The 20,229-nt window shown below is 53.3% G+C and carries 15 protein-coding genes, 1 tRNA gene and 1 pseudogene; 13 read left to right on the top strand and 4 right to left on the bottom strand.

The genetic code is table 11. The annotated features are described in order from the left end of the window. The first annotated feature begins 3 nt into the window (after positions 1 to 3). The 3 genes from GS612_RS01255 to GS612_RS01245 all read left to right on the top strand — a co-directional run bounded on the left by GS612_RS01255 (position 4) and on the right by GS612_RS01245 (position 5,708). A complete protein-coding gene (locus GS612_RS01255; RefSeq protein ID WP_216603491.1) occupies positions 4 to 2,004 on the top strand; it encodes a site-specific DNA-methyltransferase in 2,001 nt (666 codons plus the stop codon). A gap of 1 nt (position 2,005) precedes the next feature. After that, a complete protein-coding gene (locus GS612_RS01250) occupies positions 2,006 to 5,089 on the top strand; it encodes a type III restriction-modification system endonuclease (protein WP_171638831.1) in 3,084 nt (1,027 codons plus the stop codon). A gap of 103 nt (positions 5,090 to 5,192) precedes the next feature. Further along, positions 5,193 to 5,708, top strand: coding sequence for a hypothetical protein (locus tag GS612_RS01245; protein ID WP_171638830.1), 516 nt, complete (start codon positions 5,193 to 5,195; stop codon positions 5,706 to 5,708). A gap of 5 nt (positions 5,709 to 5,713) precedes the next feature. Here GS612_RS01245 and GS612_RS01240 read toward each other — a convergent pair whose 3' ends face one another. Further along, complete coding sequence (locus tag GS612_RS01240; protein WP_171638829.1) at positions 5,714 to 8,359, bottom strand: AAA family ATPase; 2,646 nt, start codon at positions 8,357 to 8,359, stop codon at positions 5,714 to 5,716. A 412-nt stretch (positions 8,360 to 8,771) separates the two neighbouring features. On the opposite strand from GS612_RS01240, the gene GS612_RS01235 reads away from it, so the two are divergent. From GS612_RS01235 to GS612_RS01225, 4 genes and pseudogenes are all read left to right on the top strand, one after another. Beyond that, positions 8,772 to 9,293: a hypothetical protein gene (locus tag GS612_RS01235; protein ID WP_171638828.1), complete on the top strand. Its 522-nt coding sequence runs from the start codon at positions 8,772 to 8,774 to the stop codon at positions 9,291 to 9,293. Between the two features lie 81 nt (positions 9,294 to 9,374). After that, positions 9,375 to 9,965 carry a hypothetical protein gene (locus GS612_RS01230; RefSeq protein ID WP_171638827.1) on the top strand — a complete coding sequence of 197 codons (591 nt, stop codon included), beginning with the start codon at positions 9,375 to 9,377 and terminating at the stop codon, positions 9,963 to 9,965. A gap of 171 nt (positions 9,966 to 10,136) precedes the next feature. Next, positions 10,137 to 10,271, top strand: a pseudogene (locus GS612_RS20675) (helix-turn-helix domain-containing protein); the annotation flags it as partial. Positions 10,272 to 10,288: 17 nt separating this feature from the next. After that, complete coding sequence (locus tag GS612_RS01225; RefSeq protein WP_171638826.1) at positions 10,289 to 11,272, top strand: tyrosine-type recombinase/integrase; 984 nt, start codon at positions 10,289 to 10,291, stop codon at positions 11,270 to 11,272. A gap of 70 nt (positions 11,273 to 11,342) precedes the next feature. Here the strand turns inward: GS612_RS01225 and GS612_RS01220 are convergent. Beyond that, a tRNA-Pro gene (locus GS612_RS01220) sits at positions 11,343 to 11,419 on the bottom strand. Positions 11,420 to 11,810: 391 nt separating this feature from the next. Then, positions 11,811 to 12,926: a class I SAM-dependent RNA methyltransferase gene (locus tag GS612_RS01210; RefSeq protein ID WP_171638824.1), complete on the bottom strand. Its 1,116-nt coding sequence runs from the start codon at positions 12,924 to 12,926 to the stop codon at positions 11,811 to 11,813. A gap of 297 nt (positions 12,927 to 13,223) precedes the next feature. Between GS612_RS01210 and GS612_RS01205 the strand changes: the two genes are divergently transcribed. Genes GS612_RS01205 through nqrF form a run of 6 tightly spaced genes read left to right on the top strand, consistent with a single transcriptional unit; the run spans position 13,224 to position 19,096 of the window. After that, positions 13,224 to 14,567 (top strand): Na(+)-translocating NADH-quinone reductase subunit A, encoded by a 1,344-nt coding sequence (locus tag GS612_RS01205; protein ID WP_171638823.1) that lies wholly within the window; start codon positions 13,224 to 13,226, stop codon positions 14,565 to 14,567. A gap of 5 nt (positions 14,568 to 14,572) precedes the next feature. Then, positions 14,573 to 15,781: an NADH:ubiquinone reductase (Na(+)-transporting) subunit B gene (locus GS612_RS01200; protein WP_171169456.1), complete on the top strand. Its 1,209-nt coding sequence runs from the start codon at positions 14,573 to 14,575 to the stop codon at positions 15,779 to 15,781. Continuing rightward, positions 15,774 to 16,601, top strand: coding sequence for a Na(+)-translocating NADH-quinone reductase subunit C (locus GS612_RS01195; RefSeq protein WP_171230372.1), 828 nt, complete (start codon positions 15,774 to 15,776; stop codon positions 16,599 to 16,601). Before GS612_RS01200 ends, GS612_RS01195 begins: the two co-directional genes overlap by 8 nt. Further along, positions 16,601 to 17,254: an NADH:ubiquinone reductase (Na(+)-transporting) subunit D gene (locus GS612_RS01190; RefSeq protein WP_152460184.1), complete on the top strand. Its 654-nt coding sequence runs from the start codon at positions 16,601 to 16,603 to the stop codon at positions 17,252 to 17,254. Before GS612_RS01195 ends, GS612_RS01190 begins: the two co-directional genes overlap by 1 nt. Then, positions 17,254 to 17,862: an NADH:ubiquinone reductase (Na(+)-transporting) subunit E gene (gene nqrE / locus GS612_RS01185; protein WP_050603817.1), complete on the top strand. Its 609-nt coding sequence runs from the start codon at positions 17,254 to 17,256 to the stop codon at positions 17,860 to 17,862. The genes GS612_RS01190 and nqrE overlap by 1 nt, the downstream gene beginning before the upstream one ends. Positions 17,863 to 17,872: 10 nt before the next feature. Beyond that, positions 17,873 to 19,096, top strand: a complete 1,224-nt coding sequence (nqrF, locus tag GS612_RS01180; RefSeq protein WP_171638822.1) for an NADH:ubiquinone reductase (Na(+)-transporting) subunit F — start codon at positions 17,873 to 17,875, stop codon at positions 19,094 to 19,096. A gap of 59 nt (positions 19,097 to 19,155) precedes the next feature. On the opposite strand, the gene GS612_RS01175 is transcribed toward nqrF, so the two are convergent. Beyond that, a complete protein-coding gene (locus tag GS612_RS01175; protein ID WP_171638821.1) occupies positions 19,156 to 20,169 on the bottom strand; it encodes an NAD-dependent epimerase/dehydratase family protein in 1,014 nt (337 codons plus the stop codon). Positions 20,170 to 20,229 lie beyond the last annotated feature (60 nt).

Genomic DNA, 20,229 nt, shown 5'->3' with positions numbered 1-20,229 from the left:
AGCATGACTGAAGAGATCGAAAAGCTGAAAATGCACAGCCCGGATTTGACGCAGGATAACATCGACAAGATCCGGGCACTCTTCCCCGGCTGCGTGACCGAGGCGTCTGATGAAAACGGCAAACTGCGACTGGCAGTGGACTTTGATCAGCTGCGTCAGGAACTGTCGGACAGCATCGTCGAGGGGCCACAGGAACGCTATCACCTGAACTGGCCGGGTAAGCGCGAGGCTCTGATCACCGCCAACGCCCCCATTGCCAAAACTCTGCGCCCTGTGCGCGAGGAAAGCGTGGATTTTGACACCACCCAGAACTTGCTCATTGAGGGCGACAACCTAGAGGCTTTGAAACTGCTGCAAGAGACCTATCTGGGCAAGGTCAAGATGATCTACATCGACCCCCCGTATAACACCGGGAATGACTTCATCTATGATGACGACTTCAGCGGTGATCTTTCTGAGTATTTTTTGAATTCCAACCAGGAAAGCCAAGATGGGGATAAGCTGGTAGCTAATTTTGAAACCAATGGTCGGTTTCATTCTGATTGGCTGAGCATGATGTATTCACGCTTGAAATTAGCACGCAATATTTTGCGCGATGACGGCGTGGTTTTCATTTCTATAAGCGATGTCGAACAGGCAAACCTCAAAAAGGTTTGTGATGACATTTTTGGTGCCCAAAACTTCCTGGGTTGCGCTGCTAGAGTGACAAAAAAAGCGAATAATCAAGGAGACTATTGGTCGCCCAACTTTGATTACGTGCTTACGTATGCAAAGAGTGAGCAGGACTGCGACGTTTTCTTCGGAGGCGTCAACCTAGACGCATATGACCAGATCGAAGACTCCGGTCCACGAAAGGGTGAAAAATACCAACTGGTCCGCCTCTATATGACCAGCCTTGATCCGATGAGAGGTTGCACCAACCAAAGGTATTTCATCCAAGCACCAGACGGAACTCTATTAATTCCACCGGGTAACGTTTTCCCGGAAAACAAAGTCGACGGTGCACAAATTCCTCCAGAAACTGGAGAGGATAAAGTGTGGCGATGGAGCAAAGACAGTTATGAAAGCCGCCGCAAGGAAATTGTGATCAAGAAAGTCAGATCGTCCAATCTTGTTGACGACCAAGGCGGCAACGTGAAATGGAATGTCTACACTAAGACGTATCTTAACGATGTAATTGAAAAATCCAGCGCAAAACCCAACAGCCTAATTGAAGATCACATCAACCAAAAATCATCACATGAGCTAAACGATATTGGCATTCCCTTTAGTTTTGCGAAACCATCTTCGTTGATTGAGTATTTGTGTGAAGTATCACGCGTAAAGTCATCTGATATCGTGATGGATTTTTTTGCAGGCTCCGGTTCTACCGCACAAGGTGTCTTGAAGTTCAACGCCAAACACAGCCTTGATGCACGATTTGTCTTGGTTCAGCTTGATGAAGAGTTGGACTTTGATGATAGAAACCAAAAGTCAGGTTTTATCTTCTGTAAAAAACACGGTTTCCCTACAATTATTCCCTCGATCACCAAAGAGCGCATCCGTCGCGCAGGCAAGAAAATTCTCGAACGGGACTGTCACCCCGGTTGGAGCAAGGATATCGGCTTCCGCGTCCTCAAGATCGACAGCTCCAACATGGCAGATGTGTTCTACTCACCGGATCAGACCTCTCAGGCTGACCTCCTCGGCCACGTGGACAATATCAAATCGGACCGCACCGCCGAGGACTTACTTTTCCAAGTCCTCCTGGACTGGGGCGTTGACCTGACACTGCCCTTCCGCCGCGAAACCATGCAGGGCAAAACCGTCTTCTTCGTCCAAGATACGGCTCTCGCTGCCTGCTTCGAAGATGGTGTGGATGAGGCGTTTGTCAAAGAACTCGCCAAACGCCAGCCTATGCGTGTGGTGTTCAAAGACACCGGCTTCAAAGATGACGCCACGAAGATCAATGTAAGGCAAATCTTTAAATCACTCTCGCCCGATACTGAAGTGAAGGCGATCTGAGATGAAGATAAAATTCAAGTCTCAGGCCTATCAGAATGCTGCTGTTGATGCGGTTGTCGACTGCTTCAAGGGCCAGCCTAAGCAGGACAACCTGAAATACATGGTCGATCCCGGTGCAGGGCAACAATCGCGTATGGATGTGGAAGGTTTCGGCAATGCCGAGGTCAAGCTGCCTGACGATGTTCTGTTGGAGAATGTCCATACCGTTCAACGCAATGCGCTGCTACCGCAATCACGAAGCCTTACGCATTTCACCGACGACAAAGGCAAGAAAAAACCTAACGCCTATCAGCCGGGAGCCAAGTTGAATCTCGACGTTGAGATGGAGACTGGGACAGGCAAGACCTACGTCTACATCAAGACGATGTTCGAACTGCACAAGCAGTATGGCTGGTCGAAGTTCATTATCATGGTGCCCAGCATCGCGATCCGCGAAGGCGTCGCCAAATCTCTAGAGATGACGGCTGAGCACTTCCAACAGGAATATGGCAAGAAGATCCGTGCGTTCACCTACAACTCGAAGCGTCTCCACGAGCTAGAAAGCTTTTCGTCGGATGCCGGGATCAATGTAATGGTGATTAATGTCCAGGCATTTAACGCGACAGGAGCGGATAACCGACGGATTTACGACGAATTGGATGACTTCCAGTCCCGTAAACCCATTGATGTGATTGCCAAGAACCGACCCGTTCTGATCATTGACGAACCTCAAAAGATGGAAGGCCCGGCAACGCAAAAGGCGTTACCGAAGTTCAACCCTCTTTTCATCCTGCGCTATTCAGCAACGCACAAGACTATCCATAACAAGGTCCATCGCCTAGATGCAGTGGATGCGTTTAACCAAAAGCTCGTCAAAAAGATTGAAGTGCGCGGGATTGAGACCAGGGGTCTGACCGGCACGAACGCCTATCTTTATCTCGAAGGGATCGACATCTCGAAGTCGGCCCCGGTCGCTCGGTTGGAGCTAGAAATCAAAACCCAAAGTGGGATTAAGCGAAAGCCGCGTAAGATCGGGAAAGGCCGCGATCTGTATGACTTGTCTGGCGGTCTGGACCAGTATCGTGGGTTCACGGTCAGCGAGATTGACGCGCGCGACGATACGGTCCATTTCACCAATGGCGAAGTGCTGAGCGCTGGTCAAGCCACGGGCGATGTTACAGAACGCGACATCCGTCGCATTCAGATCCGGGAGACGATCGCAGCGCACTTGAAACGCGAGCAACAGCTTTTCGCGCGTGGGATCAAAGTGCTGTCGTTGTTCTTCATCGATGAGGTCGTCAAATATCGCGACTACGAACAGGCCGATAAGAAAGGCGAGTATGCGCGCGTGTTCGAGGAAGAATACGAAGATGCCAAAGCCGGTTTTCTAGATGAGCTTCCACTCGAACACGACGCGTTCCGCAAGCACTTGGGTGGGATTGAAGTCGGAAAAACTCATAGAGGTTACTTTTCCATCGATAAGAAGGGCCGGATGACAGATCCGAAAGCGGCTGCGCGTGGTGAGCTCACTGGACAATCGACCGAGGCAAGTGACTACGATTTGATCCTTAGAGACAAGGAAAGGCTGCTGTCGTTTGAAGAACCCACTCGGTTCATTTTCTCACACTCTGCACTGCGGGAAGGCTGGGACAATCCAAACGTCTTCGTGATGTGTATGCTGAAACACAACGAGAGCCAGAACACGATTTCACGGCGCCAGGAGGTCGGTCGGGGTCTTCGGATTTCTGTGAACCGGAATGGGGAACGTATGGACCATCCGGCCACAGTTCACGACGTCAACGTTCTCACGGTGGTAGCGAACGAAAGCTACAAAGGCTTTGTAACGGGGCTCCAAAAAGAAATCGTCGAAAACCTGTCTGCAAGACCGCGTCAGGCCGATGCCGACTATTTTGTATCGAAGACACTCAAGACAGATGAAACCGAACTGGTTCTAGACAAAGTTCTAGCAAAGAAACTGGAGCGTTTCCTGATCAAAAACGACTACGTCGACGAAGATGGTCTAATCTCTGACGTGTATCATCAAGCTAAGACGGACGATGTTCTTGCGGAGTTGCCAGAGGAACTAGAGGCGCACCGGGAAGCTGTGTTCGCGCTCGTGGACACAGTTTTCAACGGCAGAGCGGTAGAGGATATGATCGGCGACGGCCGAGTGCCAAAAAAGAACCCACTGAACGACAACTTTCACAAGAAAGAGTTCCAAGAACTCTGGCGTCGCATCAACCGAAAAGCTGTGTATCAAGTAGAGTTTGACAGTAACGACCTTATAAAAAGTTGCGTTGCCCGGTTAGAGCGGGATCTAAGGGTATCTCCACTTCAATACTTGGTTACAGAAGGTGAACTGTCGGATCAATTAACAGACGAAGCGCTCAGGGTTGGGAACGCTTTCCAAAAGGGACAAACTCGTCCAGAAAATAGAAAGAGCGTTCATTCACGAGTTACCTACGATCTGGTCGGCAAGATCTCAGAGAATGTAGAATTGACTCGTAAGACAGTTGGTCTGGTTCTTTCCAAGATTCAGCCATCTGTATTCGAGGAGTTTCAAAAGAACCCAGAGCAGTTCATCGCCGAAGCGTCACGCTTGATCAAGGAAGAGAAAGCTACTGCGATTATTGAGAAGCTCACGTATGATGGGGTAGCTGAACGCTATGATTCCGAGATTTTCACTGCCGCAGAAACGGGCAATGATTTCAAGAAGGCTACTGAAAGGCTTTCAAACCATGTCTTCAACTACGCGATTGTAGACTCGAAAGTAGAGCGGGAGTTCGTCAGAGATTTGGACAAAAGTGCGGAGGTTGTTGTTTATTCAAAACTTCCAAGAGGCTTCCTAATTCCTACACCTGTTGGTGACTATAATCCGGATTGGGCTATCGCTTTCAAAGAGGGGGGGATCAAACACCTATACTTCGTAGCTGAAACCAAGGGTGACCAACCCTCCATGAAAATGCGAGAGTTGGAGGCCACAAAGATCAAATGTGCGAGAAAGTTCTTTGACGAAATTGGAAGGCAAATCAACGAAGACAAGGTGAAGTATGATGTTGTTACAGACTATGCTTCCCTGATGGCGGTAGTAAAAGAGGTGGCTTGATTGATGTAGTAGTCATTTTTTCATGATGCAAAGCGTAAAGGGACGTGAGGGCGCTTCAATATAGGGGTGGAAAGTGAGAATTTGTTGCTTGGGTTGGGGGTCTTTGATCTGGGATCCCCGCGAGTTGCCGGTGTGTTCTGAATGGCAGGTGGATGGTCCGCTCCTCCCTGTGGAATTTGCGCGGCAATCAGCGGATGATCGCATAACGCTGGTGATAACCCCTAATGTCCGCTCTGTTCCTGTTCTTTGGGCGGAGATAGACGTTGACTGCGTTCATTCGGCACGTTCTGCACTCGCAGAAAGAGAAGGAATTTCTGGCAAGTTTTTGGAAAGATCCGTGGGCTTTTGGCGGCGCGACGGCGAAACATCCAAGCATGAGCACGCTGAGCTGATTGGAGATTGGGCTTTGAGCAAAGAGATTGATGGATTGGTTTGGACGGAGTTGAAACCAAAGATAGGTAACAGTTATCGAACACCGTCGACAAATGAAGTAATTTCACACCTTACCTGCCTAGAAGGACTCTCGCGTTCCAATGCGAAGGAATATATTTTGAATGCTCCAGCACAAATCGAAACAGTGAATAGATCGGCGATCAGGGAACAGCTAGGCTGGAACTAACCCGGTTACTTCTTGGGTCTCATTTGTGGCCTAGCCGCCTCAGCTGTTTTGCTGGCTTCTCTGAAGTCATGGACTAGCAACTCCAACGCGTCAAGATCGGACTGAAACTCGATAGGTGTGCGAACGGGAACAGTGTCGGCTGCCGGATTATCATGACTATGGGTGTTAGCAAGCGTCATCCCTTCGTGAAATCGAATTGCTAGGTCGTCAGGGAGTGTTACATACCTTAGGAGTTGAGTTTGAATCGCGTCAGATCCTCGGCGCACGATGTCACAAAACACGACCTCTTCAATAACGCGCTCATAGGTGTCGCGTAATCTACCATAGAGGTTTTTCACTCGATATTCGTATTCAGAGGGGCTGGTAGCAAGTAGCTTGGGTAAGGGGGCAAAATCATTCTTTATCCGACCAATGCGTCTCTTAACATTTAGCCCTTTCCAAACCATGCCAGCTGCATCGACTTTTCCTGCTGCATCCATATCACTGAAAAGTGCGACAGTAGCTGGCTCAATTCCTCTGTCTTCCGCTGCCTTACATAGTTCGTTGAAGAAAACCATGTCATGGGTGAACACTACTACTTGGCGTTCCAAGGCTTCTTCAGACAGCCGGTCGGCAACTTTAGCGCTTCTATCCCTGTCAAGTGATGAGACAGGGTCATCCACGATGATTGGGCCAGCCCCATCAGTTAAAGCCACTTCAGTTAAGAAACCCGCCAAAGCTAAAGCACGCTGCTCGCCCTCGCTTAGAATTTTCGAGGTTACATTCGTTAACGTGGTCTGGGTGTCGACCTCATATTCAGCTTTTGTTTGCCCACTTTTGCGGGCAAGACCCACTTTCAAATGCTTTATGTCGAATTTTCCGCGCTCAGCTTCAAATCGATCTACAACAGCGGTTGTCAGGTGTTTGTCTAACAACTTATTAGCCTGCTGAGTGATACCTCTTGTCTGCACTTCAGCGAGCGCCGCTGTATACGCCGCATCGAGCTTGAGCAAATCTCTGCGCTTAAAAAGTGTGCTGCGATTTTCAGAGATAAGCTTGCGATCTTCGAGTTCAGCCTTTTCTGCCGCGAGTTCTTCCCGTTCTTTTTCACCATGCGCACTTTCCAATTTATCTTTCTCGAGTTCGAGAGCACGGGCCAATGCTTGCAATTCGGCGTGTGGCGAAACCGCTTCTGGTTCTGCTGCATGGTCATTTCCGTCAAGTCTAGCCTGTGCTGATAAACGACGTTCTTGAACTGCCTTCTTAAAGGCCACGATTTTGGCGGCGAGATTGGCTTCACGTTTTCGGATTTGCTCAAGATGACCCGGAAATTCAGCTGCTCGTAGTAACTTCAACTCGGGGATTTCAGTTTTAGCTTCACTTACTGCCATTTCAGCAGCCGAGGCTGTGCGATCAAGAGTGCCATCCATATAGTCTTGAAAACGCTGCATTCGGTTAACTCCGTCTTCAAGCAGCGGTTGTTGGCAAAGGACGCACGCAGCAACTTTTTCACCGTTAGCAACTTTGGGGAACTCCTCCCCGAAATATGCCTCTTTTACAGAATAGTCGCGGGCGGCGTGCCAAAGCGCTCGCCATGTTTCGCTACCTATTCCTTCTAGGGGTTCGTCATTGAAGAGCTCGCTTGCTGATAGCTCTGCTGCTTTGCGGGCGGCCTTGGCTCTTTCCTTTAACCTTGTCATTGAAGCAAGAGCTACATCGTCGAAAGATTTGAGTGCGGCCTCACATTCGGCTGCAATCGAGTTAATCCACGTCATCAAAGCCGTCAGATCTGCTGAAGCGGCTGCGCTCGATGAAAGAACCTTTACAAGTTGATTGAGCTTTTCTTGATCTTCCTGTGAAAAATTGGTCGCATTTTGAATTTCTGTGTCCGATGTATCTTTGGTTAAGTTCCGGTCGAACAATTGCGAGTTCGTCTCCCGTTGCACAGGGAGTGAAATCGAAGCCAACTCCACCTTGCTGCCGACTGCGGTTTCACGTTCAGCTTCAATGCGTTCCTTGAGCGTAAGGCATACTGTGTTTAGTCTGTGCGGTAGGGCGAGGCCAAATGGCAGAAAGCGAATTTGATTACCACCATCGACATATAGCTGCGCTGACATTGTGTCGAAAACTGTAACTTGGGAAAGCTGTGGAAGCGCTGACTTGCCCGATTGCCAAGCAATAGCAACGTCACCACTACCTTCATCAATGATAATTTCAGCGGTTTGCGGACCATCGCTGCCGCCATACACGTCTCTTAGGATCTCCAGTTTTGCCGAGTGCTCGATCCGCGTGCGGCAAGCGGTCCTGAGAATTCGCACGAAGCCGCTTTTTCCACTACCGTTTCGACCGTAAACCACGGTCAACGCTTTTGGACAAAACTCTAGGGACGCATTCGAAGCCAATCGGTTTACGTTCTCAACCTTGCCGATACCCTTGAGAACGATAGGTTTGTGTTTGCTGCCACCAAAGTGAGCCTTTTCGAACACAACCGGTTCTTTTGCGGGACTATCCAGTTCAAAACCCACTTGGTGTTTGATCATAGCTAAGAGCTCAGAAATGTCGGTCTCTTCCAGCTCTGTGCTCACTGCCAATCGACGGAGGCAGTCCTGTCGCCAAGGTGACTGTTTCTTAGACCAAGCTTCAATTTCGTCTATTGGTGTTGAAATCGTCATAGTTCCCATCTCAAATTCTTAATAAGGTCGCCAACGGCCCAAAGCTCGATTTTCTAGTTTCTCAAAATCATTGAACAAGATCAGATTTTCGGTTTCGATGAAAAACACTACCCTGTTCGAGCTACTGTTTTGCTCAAATGCCAAGGTGGCGTATGCACGTATTAGTTGCAACGACTAACCTTCTTCCAGAGCTTTTTTCACCGGACTAATTGCCCTCGGCATACTAGCGATATTTTGACAACACAACTTTGATTAATCGACGCAAAATGGGTCATTCCGTAGCGATTTTTGTTTGGCTTGACCGGCCACCGGTAAGGTTTGCGGTTTCCTGAATCTTTGAAGCAAAAAACCATTGTAACGGTAACGTGTATGTGTTACTTTAGTAAAAGATTGACGCATTTGAGGATATAAAATGCCGCTAACACCCGCAGAAAAGCAAAAGGCTTATCGGGAGAGAAAAAAGGCTCGCCAAAAAGCCGCGCAGGAGGGCACCGCGCCATACCTAGAAACGCCGTTTAGTGAACTTTGGAACGAGAGCGCCGGGTTCACAGATTTTGAACAGGCGTTGCAGCTCGCGGGAATCGAACCACCGAGTTTCGAAGATGAGCGCAATCCGGAAGATGTGACCTTGGAAGCCGAAGCAATAGGCATTGACCAGTATGGCGTCGATGCAATCTACGGCAACCGCAAAGGTGCCATCGGGCGCGCTGAGGTGATCATCGGGAGCTTGATCGACGCCGCAGTCGAGCTTTCTTCCATCGTCAATCGCTACAAGAGAACAGAAATCGAAACGCGTCTAGCGGAGTTGGAGAACTCCGACGAAACCGATGTAGCGACTGCAATGGAACAAGCGGTGAAGCTCAACAAATTACTCGATCAGCTTAACAAACAGGTTCGCAGAAGTTTCCCTCAGTGGGAAGTAACGAGCGTTTAGAAGCTCTAGGTTGCGGCGTGGCCCCGGTCGGCAAACTGAAACCACGCCGCAGTTCAATGTTCGAAAAAGGAGAACATCATCATGGACACTAACATTATTGAACTGGCTACGGCAAATTCGGACTGGGCAGCCATAGAGCTTTCCAAACCCTATTGGCACGAAGCAGGTCACGCTGTGATTGCTCGGCTGATTGGATTCCCTGTGGCGTGGGTTTCGGTAGATCAGAAATTCATCAGATCGAACGATTTGGCGATCAAGAATGAAAGCTCTGAATGCCCGGCAGTCTGTATGACCATCTCGTCCGATCGTTTGACACCCATTCTTGAGAAACGCTCAATTCTTTCGAAGAAAGAAAAAGAAACCGTCGTCGGTTACTGCATGCATGTGTTGGCAGGGCCTTATGTGGAAGAGTGTTTGGATCCGGAGTCATTTAACCCTGATCTGTCGGTGCGCGACTACCATCAGGTAGGGATGGTTTTGAGGATGGTGGACCCGAGATTTGCGGGAAGAAAAAAGCTCTATGTGGCTGCAAGGCGTCGTTTGAAAAAAATGGTGAACCAGAATTGGGACAAGATCCATCTCGTCGCCGATGCTCTATTTCATAGACAGACTGTGATGCGCGACGAGCTTGATGAACTGTTGCTTGCTACCCCGCTCAAAGTGGCCGCGTAGCACCCAAAGGTAGCGAGCAAGCGTTTCTTTGCGGGACCAGGAAGGGTCGTTCACGGTGGCCTGTGTCCATTGCATCTTTGCAGCCTGAAGTTTCGAGGAGCTTTCCCTCGAAGCTTACCCGTTCATCGAAACGCTATAATTGAAGAAATCAATTGAGAAGGAGGGTGAACCATGTCCCCGCCCTATACTCCCAAGACCCTTGCAGATCGCTGGAATTGTAGTTCTGAAACCGTTCGTCAGCTCTGTAAGTCCGGCCAGCTCGAATGCTTCAGAGTTGGCCGTCAGTTTCGCATACCGGCACACAAAGTAGAGGAGTTCGAGCAGTGCAGGAATACAACATTGGCCGTCTCAACGGCCGCTTCGTCGTTGTCTGGTATGAGGAGGATGGACGCAGACGCCGGTATCGTCTTGACGCGGAAACCCTCGAATGCGCCGAGGCGGAAGCCCGTGACGTCCTCCTCGCCCAGGCAGCTGGAAAGGGCGAACTGACGGTGGAGACGATCTGGAAATCCTACAGCGCGACAGTAGAGGGTCGGCCGGTGCATGAAAGCATGGAATACACCGGCCGTTCCGTGCTGCCCTGGTTTGGCGCCCTTCGCCCGGATCAGATCGGCGCGCACGACTGCAAGGCCTACATCTCGGATCGACGGCAGGCTGGCATTCAGGACGGCACGATCTGGACACAGCTCGGTAAGTTGAGGACTTGTTTGAATTGGGCCGAGAAGACCGGGTTGATCGACAGGGCACCCTTCATCGAGCGCCCAAGTAAGCCGGCTCCCAAAGAGAGGTATCTAACACGCCAGGAGATCGCACAGCTCCTTGCGGTCGAGTGTGCTCCTCATACCAAGCTGGCGATCCGACTGATGTTGTCTACGGCTGCCCGGGTGACTGCAGTTCTGGAGCTGACCTGGGAGCGTGTGGACTTTGAGCGTGGTCAGATCAACCTCCGCACGGACGAAGGGCAGAGAAAGGGCCGCGCCATCGTTCCTATGACTAAGGGTCTGCGCACCGCACTCGTTGAAGCGCGAAAGGCCGCGTTGTCCAACTACGTCATAGAATGGGCTGGAGGGCCTGTGAAATCTATCAAGAAGGGCTTCAAGGCGGCAGCAATCGCGGCGGGCCTGCCTGATGTGTCACCGCACGTGCTGCGGCACACAGCGGCGGTCCACATGGCCGAGGCAGGCATCTCGATGGAGGAAATCGCACAATTTCTCGGTCATTCTGACTCGCGGATCACAGCGTCCGTATATGCGCGTTACAGCCCGGAACACCTCCGTAAGGCCGCTAGCGCGTTGGAGTTCGACTAGACTCAGGTTCAACGAACCTCGGATCACTGTCTTGAAAACAACAAAGGCGTCCTTGGACGCCTTGTTTTATTGGTCGGAGTGAGAGGATTCGAACCTCCGACCCCTGCCTCCCGAAGACAGTGCTCTACCAGGCTGAGCTACACTCCGACCGTGGCGGGTGATCTATACGCGGCGTGTCTGATGCGCAAGAGGATTCTGTATTTCGATCACTCGAATCTTTCGAACGCAACAACCAAAAAAGGGCGGCGCACCGATAAGGTCGGAACCCGGTAATTCGAGCAGGTCTTCACGATTCGAAAAAATCGAGCGGTTGCTTGTCTGCGTTCTTCTGGTTGACCAGCGCGCAAGGGTGTCCGCCAACCTGTTCGCCCCTGCCGGGCAGGTCACGATTGCGCCGGCGCCAAGATGTCGAGAGGTTCACAGGCACGTTGAGAAATAAGGGTATCGCCCCCCTTTGAAGCGGAAACCCTGTGGTTTTCTTGCCCGCTCTTGCCCGCGCAGCCATCGTCATGAATTGGTTGTGAAGCGTCCCAGGCAATCACGGCAAGGGGTCTGTTTTGTACAGACGAATTTTGGTTCCACCATGGTCGACGACCGGTCCTGGCGCCAGCAAAGGCAGACGTGTGGCCCGGGCAAGCCCCGGAGCGCTGGTGATCACGCCGACCCGCCATCCCCGGAACCGGTTCATCAAGGTCTTGCCCATCGCACCATAGACCGAACGCAAGCGTCTTTCGTCACCAATCCGCGCCCCGTAGGGCGGATTCACAATGACCAGCCCCGCAGGACCTTCGGGGGGTTTTATGTCACTGACGGAACGCTGTTGAAACCGCGTCACAGCAGCGACTTGCGCCCTTTCGGCATTGGCAGTCGCCGCATCGACTGCGCCCGAGTTGCGATCCGAGCCGTAGAAGGTAAGCGCGCATTCCGCCGTCTTCGTTTCCTGCCGCATTTCCAGCCACTGATCAGCGTCAAAGCCCGCGAGGTCCTCGAATGCAAAACTGCGGGAGCGGCCGGGGCGCAGGCCCAGAGCGATCTCGGCGGCCTCGATCACGAAGGTACCGGATCCACACATCGGGTCCAGTACAGGTTCATCGCCCGAGTAGCCACACTCTCTGAGGAACATGGCGGCCATTGTTTCGCGCATTGGGGCCTTGGCAATGGCTTCCTTGTGACCGCGTTTGTGCAACGGCTCGCCGGAGCTGTCGACCGAGATGGTGCAGATGTCTTTCTCGATTCGAAGCAAGACCCGAAGGGTTGCGTCGGGTGATATCGAGGCGCCCAATGTTTCGGATATTGCCCGCTCGATCCTCTGACGAGCTGCACCGGCGTGATAAATTCTGGATTTGCGGCTGATGGCTTCGACCTTGACCGGCACGTCAGGACGCAAAACGGTGCCCCAGGGAAATTTCCGGGCACGTTTGTCCAATTGGGCAAGGTGCACGGCGGGGAAACTGCCCAGCCGCACCAGAACCTTGTTGGCGCCGCGCAGTGTCAGGTTGGCGCGCCAGACCTCGGGCCATGTCCCCCGGCATGTCACGCCGCCCGGTACAGTTCTGACCTGTGCGAATCCGTTGAATCGCGCCTCGTCAGCAAGAGGCGCTTCGAGGCCCGGCGTGGCAACCAGAAAGATTTCCAAATCTGTGTCTTTTTCCATTCCGGTTGCTTACACTGGAACCTTGGTGGGCGCGATATGCAATAATACGGCATGGTTTCAGAGGAAATGACCGATCAATCGCAGGTTTGTGTGGTTCATCCTCAAGTTTTGGCGGTAACAGGTTTGCGTTTGTGACCTTCCCCGCGTAAAGGGTCCTTGATCGGAAATACGCCTGCGGATTTTGGACCGTTTTCGACGCTTTTGCGACGGAGGTTCGAAAAAACCGCGCTATTGCATGACCCCGAAAGGGCGTTGGCAGAGCTGGCGCAGAAAAGAGGCTTGGAAGAACGTAGCAACATGCAAACTTTCAAACTGAAAAAGGGGCTGGATCTGCCGGTGGAAGGCGCTCCTGACCAGACCATTCACCCGGGCCCGGAATACTCGACCGTGGGCGTTTTGGGCGGTGACTACATCGGCCTGAAACCCAAGATGCTGGTGCAGGAAGGCGACAGCGTCGTACGTGGCGCGCCGCTGTTCTGTCACAAGGACGCGCCTGACGCGATGATGGTCGCACCGGTAAGTGGCAGGGTCGTCGCGATCAACCGTGGTGCCCGTCGGGTGCTGCAAAGCGTCGTGATCGAAGTGACAGATGCCAATGACGCCGGTGTCGATTTCTCGGGCATAGGGGATGCCGACAGCGCCGAAGGCGTGACGGCCAAGCTGTGCGCCGCCGGCCTGTGGACGTCATTCCGCACGCGGCCCTATTCGAAAATGCCGAACCCCGGCGTCAAACCGGATGCGATCTTTGTCACCGCCATGGACAGTGACCCGCTGGCCGCTGACGCTGCCACGATCATTGCCGAGGCGGCCGAAGAATTTACCGCCGGTTTGGCGGCAGTCAGCACATTGACCGAGGGCAAAACCTATCTTTGCCAGAAAGAGGGTGACACGATACCCGGCGCAGATGTCGCCGGTGTCGAAACTGCATCTTTCGCAGGCCCGCACCCATCGGGGCTGGCCGGAACGCATATTCACTTCCTCGAACCCCTTGCAGGCGACAAGCAGGTCTGGACCATCGGGTATCAAGATGTCATCGCCATTGGCCGCCTGATGCTGACCGGCCATCTGGATCCGAATGTCGTGATTGCCCTGACGGGGCCGGGTGCGCGTCGACCACGTTTGATCCGTACCGTGATGGGCGCATCAACTGACGATCTGACCCGCGACGAAGTCGAATTGGACGGTACGCCCCGTGTCATTTCGGGTTCGATCCTGTCGGGCCGGCACGCTGAGGGTCCGACCGCCTATCTGGGCCGGTTCGCGCGCCAGATCAGCATCATCCGTGAAGATCCCGATCAAATCCCGTTGGGCTGGATTCGTCCGATGCCGTCGAAATACGCGGTCCAGCCTGTATTAGGTTCGGCATTCGCCAAGAAGCTGTATGCCTTCACGTCCAACCTGAACGGCGGGCGTCGGGCCATGGTGCCCACAGGTGTTTTCGAAGACCTGATGCCGCAGGACTATCTGCCCACTCAGTTGCTGCGGGCGCTGCTGGTAATGGATACGGACACTGCCCAAGCCCTGGGTGCGCTGGAGCTGGACGAAGAGGATCTGGGCCTTGTGGGCTTTGCCTGTCCGGCAAAATATGAATACGGGCTGGCGCTGCGCGACTGCCTGAGCAAAATTGAAAAGGAGGGCTGAGCCGAATGGGTTTGCGCAGCTTCTTTGACAGAATCGAGCCGAACTTCACCAAGGGCGGCAAGTACGAAAAGTACTTCCCCATCTACGAGATGGTGGAAAGCTTCATCTACACTCCAAAAACCGTGACCACGGTGGCGCCGCACGCGCGGTCTTATGTGGATATGAAGCGGATCATGACCTATGTCGTGATCGCGACGATCCCCTGCATCCTGTGGGGGATGTGGAACACCGGCTATCAGGCAAACTCGGCGATTGCTTTGCTGGGGCCGGAATCGGCCACCGGCTGGCGGATTGCTTTGTTGCAGATGTTCGGGATTTCGCTGGACCCGTCCAGCATCTTTGCCAACGTCATGCATGGTCTGATGTATTTCCTTCCGATCTACATCGTCACGCTTGTCGCGGGCGGTATCTTCGAGGTCATCTTTGCCACCGTGCGCGGCCATGAGGTGAACGAAGGCTTCCTTGTTACATCAATGCTTTACACGCTGATCATGCCTGCTTCGACGCCCCTGTGGCAGGTGGCATTGGGCATCATCTTCGGCGTCGTGATCGGTAAGGAAGTGTTCGGGGGCACCGGCAAGAACTTTCTCAACCCCGCGCTTGTGGGGCGGGCGTTTTTGTATTTCGCCTATCCGGCGCAGATGTCGGGGGATGCAGTCTGGACACCCGTTGACGGGTTCTCGGGCGCAACTGCATTGGGCGTGTCTGCGGCCGAAGGTGTGCAGGCACTGGCCGCCGAAGGCATCACTTGGTCGAGCGCGTTTTTCGGCACCATTCAGGGCAGCTTTGGCGAAACATCGACACTGGCCTGCATGATCGGTCTGGCTTTCCTTCTGATGACCAGGATCGCCAACTACCGCCTGATTGTGGGCTGCCTAGCGGGCACCATCGGCTTTACCCTGCTGTTGAACCTGATCGGATCGGATACCAACCCGATGTTCGCGATGCCGTGGTACTGGCATATCGTGTTGGGCGGTTACGCTTTCGGGCTGGCCTTTATGGTGACGGAACCGGTTTCGGCCAGCCACACCAATGTAGGGCGTTATATCTACGGCGCTCTGATCGGTGTCATGGTCGTGATGATCCGCGTGATCAACCCGGCCTTCCCCGAAGGGATGATGCTGGCAATCCTGTTCGGCAACGTCTTTGCACCGCTGATCGATTATTTCGTCGTGCAAGCCAACATCAAACGGAGGGCGCGTCGCCATGTCTGATACGCAATCCCCAGATAAAAACGAGGCACCCAAGGGCGCATTGGCCAAATTCCTGGCGGCGTCGCCGGATTCTGTTGGCAAGACGATCTTCATCGCCGTTGCCGTCTGTCTGGTCGCCTCGATGGTTGTGTCCGCAGCCGCAGTCAGCCTGCGCCCGGTGCAAGAAGCCAACCGGCTGAAGGACAAACAGGTAAACGTTCTGCAAGTTGCGGGCGTGTTTGAGCCGGGCATCGACGTGACAGAGGCTTTTGCCGCCTTCGAACCACATGTGCTGGAGCTGTCCACAGGCACCTTCGTCGATGATCAGTTTGATCCGACCACGTTTGACGACATCACCGCCGCCAGCGATCCAGAGCTGAGCGTCGCGCTGGACAATGACCCAGCCGGTATCGGCCGCAAATCCAAGTACCGTGTTATCTATCTGCTGCGCGATGATGCGGGTGATCTGGACAAGGTGATCCTGCCTCTGCACGGATACGGCCTGTGGTCGACGCTCTATGGATTTATCGCGCTTGAAAACAACGGCAACGATATCTACGGCCTGCAATTCTATCAGCATGGTGAAACTCCGGGTCTTGGGGCCGAGGTGGACAACCCGCGCTGGAAAGCCTTGTGGAACGGGAAAAAGCTGCGCGACGAAGCAGGTGATCTGCAAATCACCGTTGCCAAATCGCAGCCCGCAGCCGGGCCAGATTTCTACGTGGATGCGTTGGCGGGGGCCACGCTGACCTCGGTCGGCGTCGATAACCTTGTGAAATTCTGGATGGGCGATGCGGGCTATGGTCCCTTCCTGGCCAAACTTCAAGCAGGAGAGATTTGATGTCCCAGACCAAGAAAGAGATGCTGGTCGACCCGCTTGTCGACAACAATCCGATCACATTGCAGGTGCTGGGCATCTGTTCAGCACTTGCGGTGACATCATCGTTGCAAGTGTCGATGGTGATGGCGCTGGCGGTGATCTTCGTGACCTCGTTTTCGTCCTTCTTCATTTCATGCCTGCGCAACCAGATCCCCGGTTCGATCCGGATCATCGTTCAGATGGTGATCATCGCGTCGTTGGTGATCCTGGTGGACCAGATCCTGAAAGCCTATGCTTTCGAGATTTCGAAAACCCTGTCGGTTTTCGTCGGCCTGATCATCACCAACTGCATCGTGATGGGCCGCGCCGAGGCGTTTGCGATGAAGAACCCCCCGGTTGCGTCCTTCATCGACGGCATGGGCAACGGCATGGGCTATGGCCTGATCCTGCTGCTGGTCGGCTTCATTCGCGAGCTGTTCGGCGCGGGGTCGCTGTTCGGGGTCACCATTCTGGAAACCGTCAACAATGGCGGCTGGTACGTGCCCAACGGCATGCTGCTGCTGCCGCCTTCGGCGTTCTTCATCATCGGTCTGATCATCTGGGCCTTCCGCACCTGGAAACCGAACCAGGTGGAAGAGCGTGAATACAAAATTCAGCAGGTAGAGGCCCACTGATGGAAGGTCTGATTTCACTGGCCGTAAAGGCCATCTTTGTCGAAAACCTTGCGCTAAGCTTTTTTCTTGGCATGTGCACTTTCATCGCCGTGTCCAAGAAGATTTCGACAGCGCTGGGGCTGGGGATTTCGGTCATGGTCGTGCAGGCCATCACCGTGCCTGCCAACAACCTGCTGCTGAATTACCTGCTGAAACCGGGCGCGCTGGCCTGGGCCGGGTTCCCGGATGTGGACCTGACCTTCCTTGGCCTGATTTCCTATATCGGCGTGATCGCGGCGATGGTGCAGATACTCGAGATGGTTTTGGACAAGTATTTCCCACCGCTTTACAACGCGCTGGGGATCTTTCTGCCACTGATCACGGTGAACTGCGCCATCCTTGGCGGGTCGCTGTTCATGGTGGAGCGTGACTATAACTTTGCCGAGGCGGCGACTTATGGCTTGTCTTCCGGTTTTGGCTGGGCACTGGCAATCACCGCAATGGCCGGAGTTCGGGAAAAGCTGAAATATTCGGACATTCCCGATGGTCTGCAAGGTCTGGGCATCACTTTCATTACCGCGGGTCTGATGGCTATGGCCTTCATGTCCTTCTCGGGCGTGAAACTGTAAGGGGGCGTTGATGGAAACCTTTACCTTAGGCGTAGCTCTTTTCACCTTAATCGTTCTGGCATTGGTGGCCATCATCATGGCCGCCCGATCCAAGCTGGTATCGACTGGAAACGTCAACATTACGATCAACGGCGAAAAGACCATTTCCGTTCCGGCAGGTGGCAAGCTGCTACAGACGCTGGCTGCCGAGAAGCTGTTTGTCCCTTCGGCCTGCGGTGGCGGCGGCACCTGTGCGCAGTGCCGGGTGCGGGTGCATTCGGGGGGCGGATCGATCCTGCCAACCGAAGAAAGCCATATCACGAAACGTGAAGCGTCATGTGGTGATCGCCTGTCTTGCCAGGTGGCCGTCAAGCAGGACATGGATATCGAAGTTCCGGAAGAAGTCTTCGGCGTCAAGAAATGGGAATGTACCGTTCGGTCGAACGAAAACGTAGCGACCTTCATCAAGGCGTTGATCCTGGACCTGCCCGAGGGCGAGGATGTGAACTTCCGCGCCGGTGGCTACATCCAGATCGAAGCACCAGCACACCAGTTGAAATACACGGACTTCGACATTGAAGAGGAATATCGCGAGGATTGGGATCGCTTCAATCTGTGGCAATATGAATCGGTGGTGACCGAACCCATCGAGCGCGCCTATTCGATGGCCAACTATCCGGACGAAAAAGGCATGATCATGCTGAACGTCCGCGTGGCCTCGCCGCCGCCGGGGTCCGAGGGCATTCCGCCGGGTCAGATGTCGTCCTACATCTTCAACTTGAAGCCGGGCGACAAGGTCACCATTTCAGGCCCATTCGGCGAGTTCTTTGCCCGTGAAACTGACAAAGAGATGGTCTTCATTGGCGGCGGCGCCGGTATGGCACCGATGCGCAGCCATATCTTTGATCAGCTCAAGCGTCTTCAGAACCGCAACCGCAAGATCAGCTTCTGGTACGGTGCGCGGTCGAAGAAAGAGATGTTCTTTGTCGAAGACTTCGACAGTCTGGCTGAAGAATTCGACAATTTCGAATGGCATGTGGCCTTGTCGGACGCGCAGCCCGAGGACAATTGGAAAGGCTATACCGGCTTCATCCACAACGTATTGTTCGAAGAGTACCTCAAGAACCACCCCGCGCCTGAGGATTGCGAATACTACATGTGTGGTCCGCCAATCATGAACCAGTCGGTCATCAACATGCTGCTGGATCTGGGCGTGGACCGCGAAGACATCATGCTCGACGATTTCGGCGGGTAAGGAACAAAAAAGAACCGGCGTTGAAGACGCCGGTTCTTTCATTTGGCGATAGGCCTGCGTTATTTTCCGTAATAATCTCGGTACCACGCAACGAACTGGGTGATGCCGTCTTTCAGGTCTGTCCGGGGACGATAGTTCGTCAGTCTTTGTAGCAGCCGATTGTCCGCCCAGGTGGCATGAACATCACCCATCTGCATCGGCATGAAGTTCTTGATCGCCTTCTGCCCCACTGCCTGTTCGATGGCTTCGATGAAATCCATCAGGCGCACTTTTTCTCCGTTGCCGATATTCACGATGCGGTAGGGCGCGACGGGGGACAGGCTGTCTCCGTCCTCGATATCCTCACGGTTGGCTGGCCGTACCGGAGGCACATCGATCAGCAATCTGACGCCGCGTACAAGGTCTTGGACATGGGTGAAATCCCGGCACATGTCGCCGTGATTGTAAATGTCGATCGGGCGGCCATCCAGGATGGCGGCGACAAATTTGAAATACGCCAGATCCGGCCGTCCCCAGGTGCCGTAGACGGTAAAGAAGCGGAACATGGTCGTCGGCAAATCCCACAGATGCGCATAGGAATGCCCCATCACCTCATTCGCCTTCTTTGTCGCGGAATAGATGGTCAGTTGGGTGTCGGCTTTTTCCGTCTCGGTAAACGGCATGTCTTCGTTGGCACCGTATATCGAAGAGGTCGATGCCATCAAAAGGTGATCCACCTTATGCTGACGTGCAATTTCCATCACGTTGAATGTTCCAACGACATTCGATTCAACATAGCTGCGGGGATGTTCCAAACTGTGTCTCACACCGGCCTGAGCCGCCAGATGAACGATGACTTCCGGCTGAAATTCCTCGGCGACCTGCATCAACCGATCAAAATTTTCCAACCGATCCTCGGTTGCCGTGAACCCGGGTGTCTGAAGCAGAATTTGATGCCGACGCTGTTTCAAGACCACATCATAGTAATCCGTCATCCCGTCGTATCCATGCACGCGGAACCCTTCCTGTAACAGCAGCTTTGCCAGATGGAACCCGATGAACCCCGCAGAGCCCGTAATCAAAACCCGTTTCATAGAACCCTCAAAACGCCCTGCACGATCATCGCCGAACAAAAGGTTCTGCCGCTGTTGCCG

It is taken from the genome of Ruegeria sp. HKCCD6157 (genome assembly GCF_013110685.1).
Lineage (GTDB): Bacteria > Pseudomonadota > Alphaproteobacteria > Rhodobacterales > Rhodobacteraceae > Ruegeria.
The sequence above is the reverse complement of the archived record's forward strand: the minus strand, read 5'-3'. Positions and strand labels throughout refer to the sequence as shown.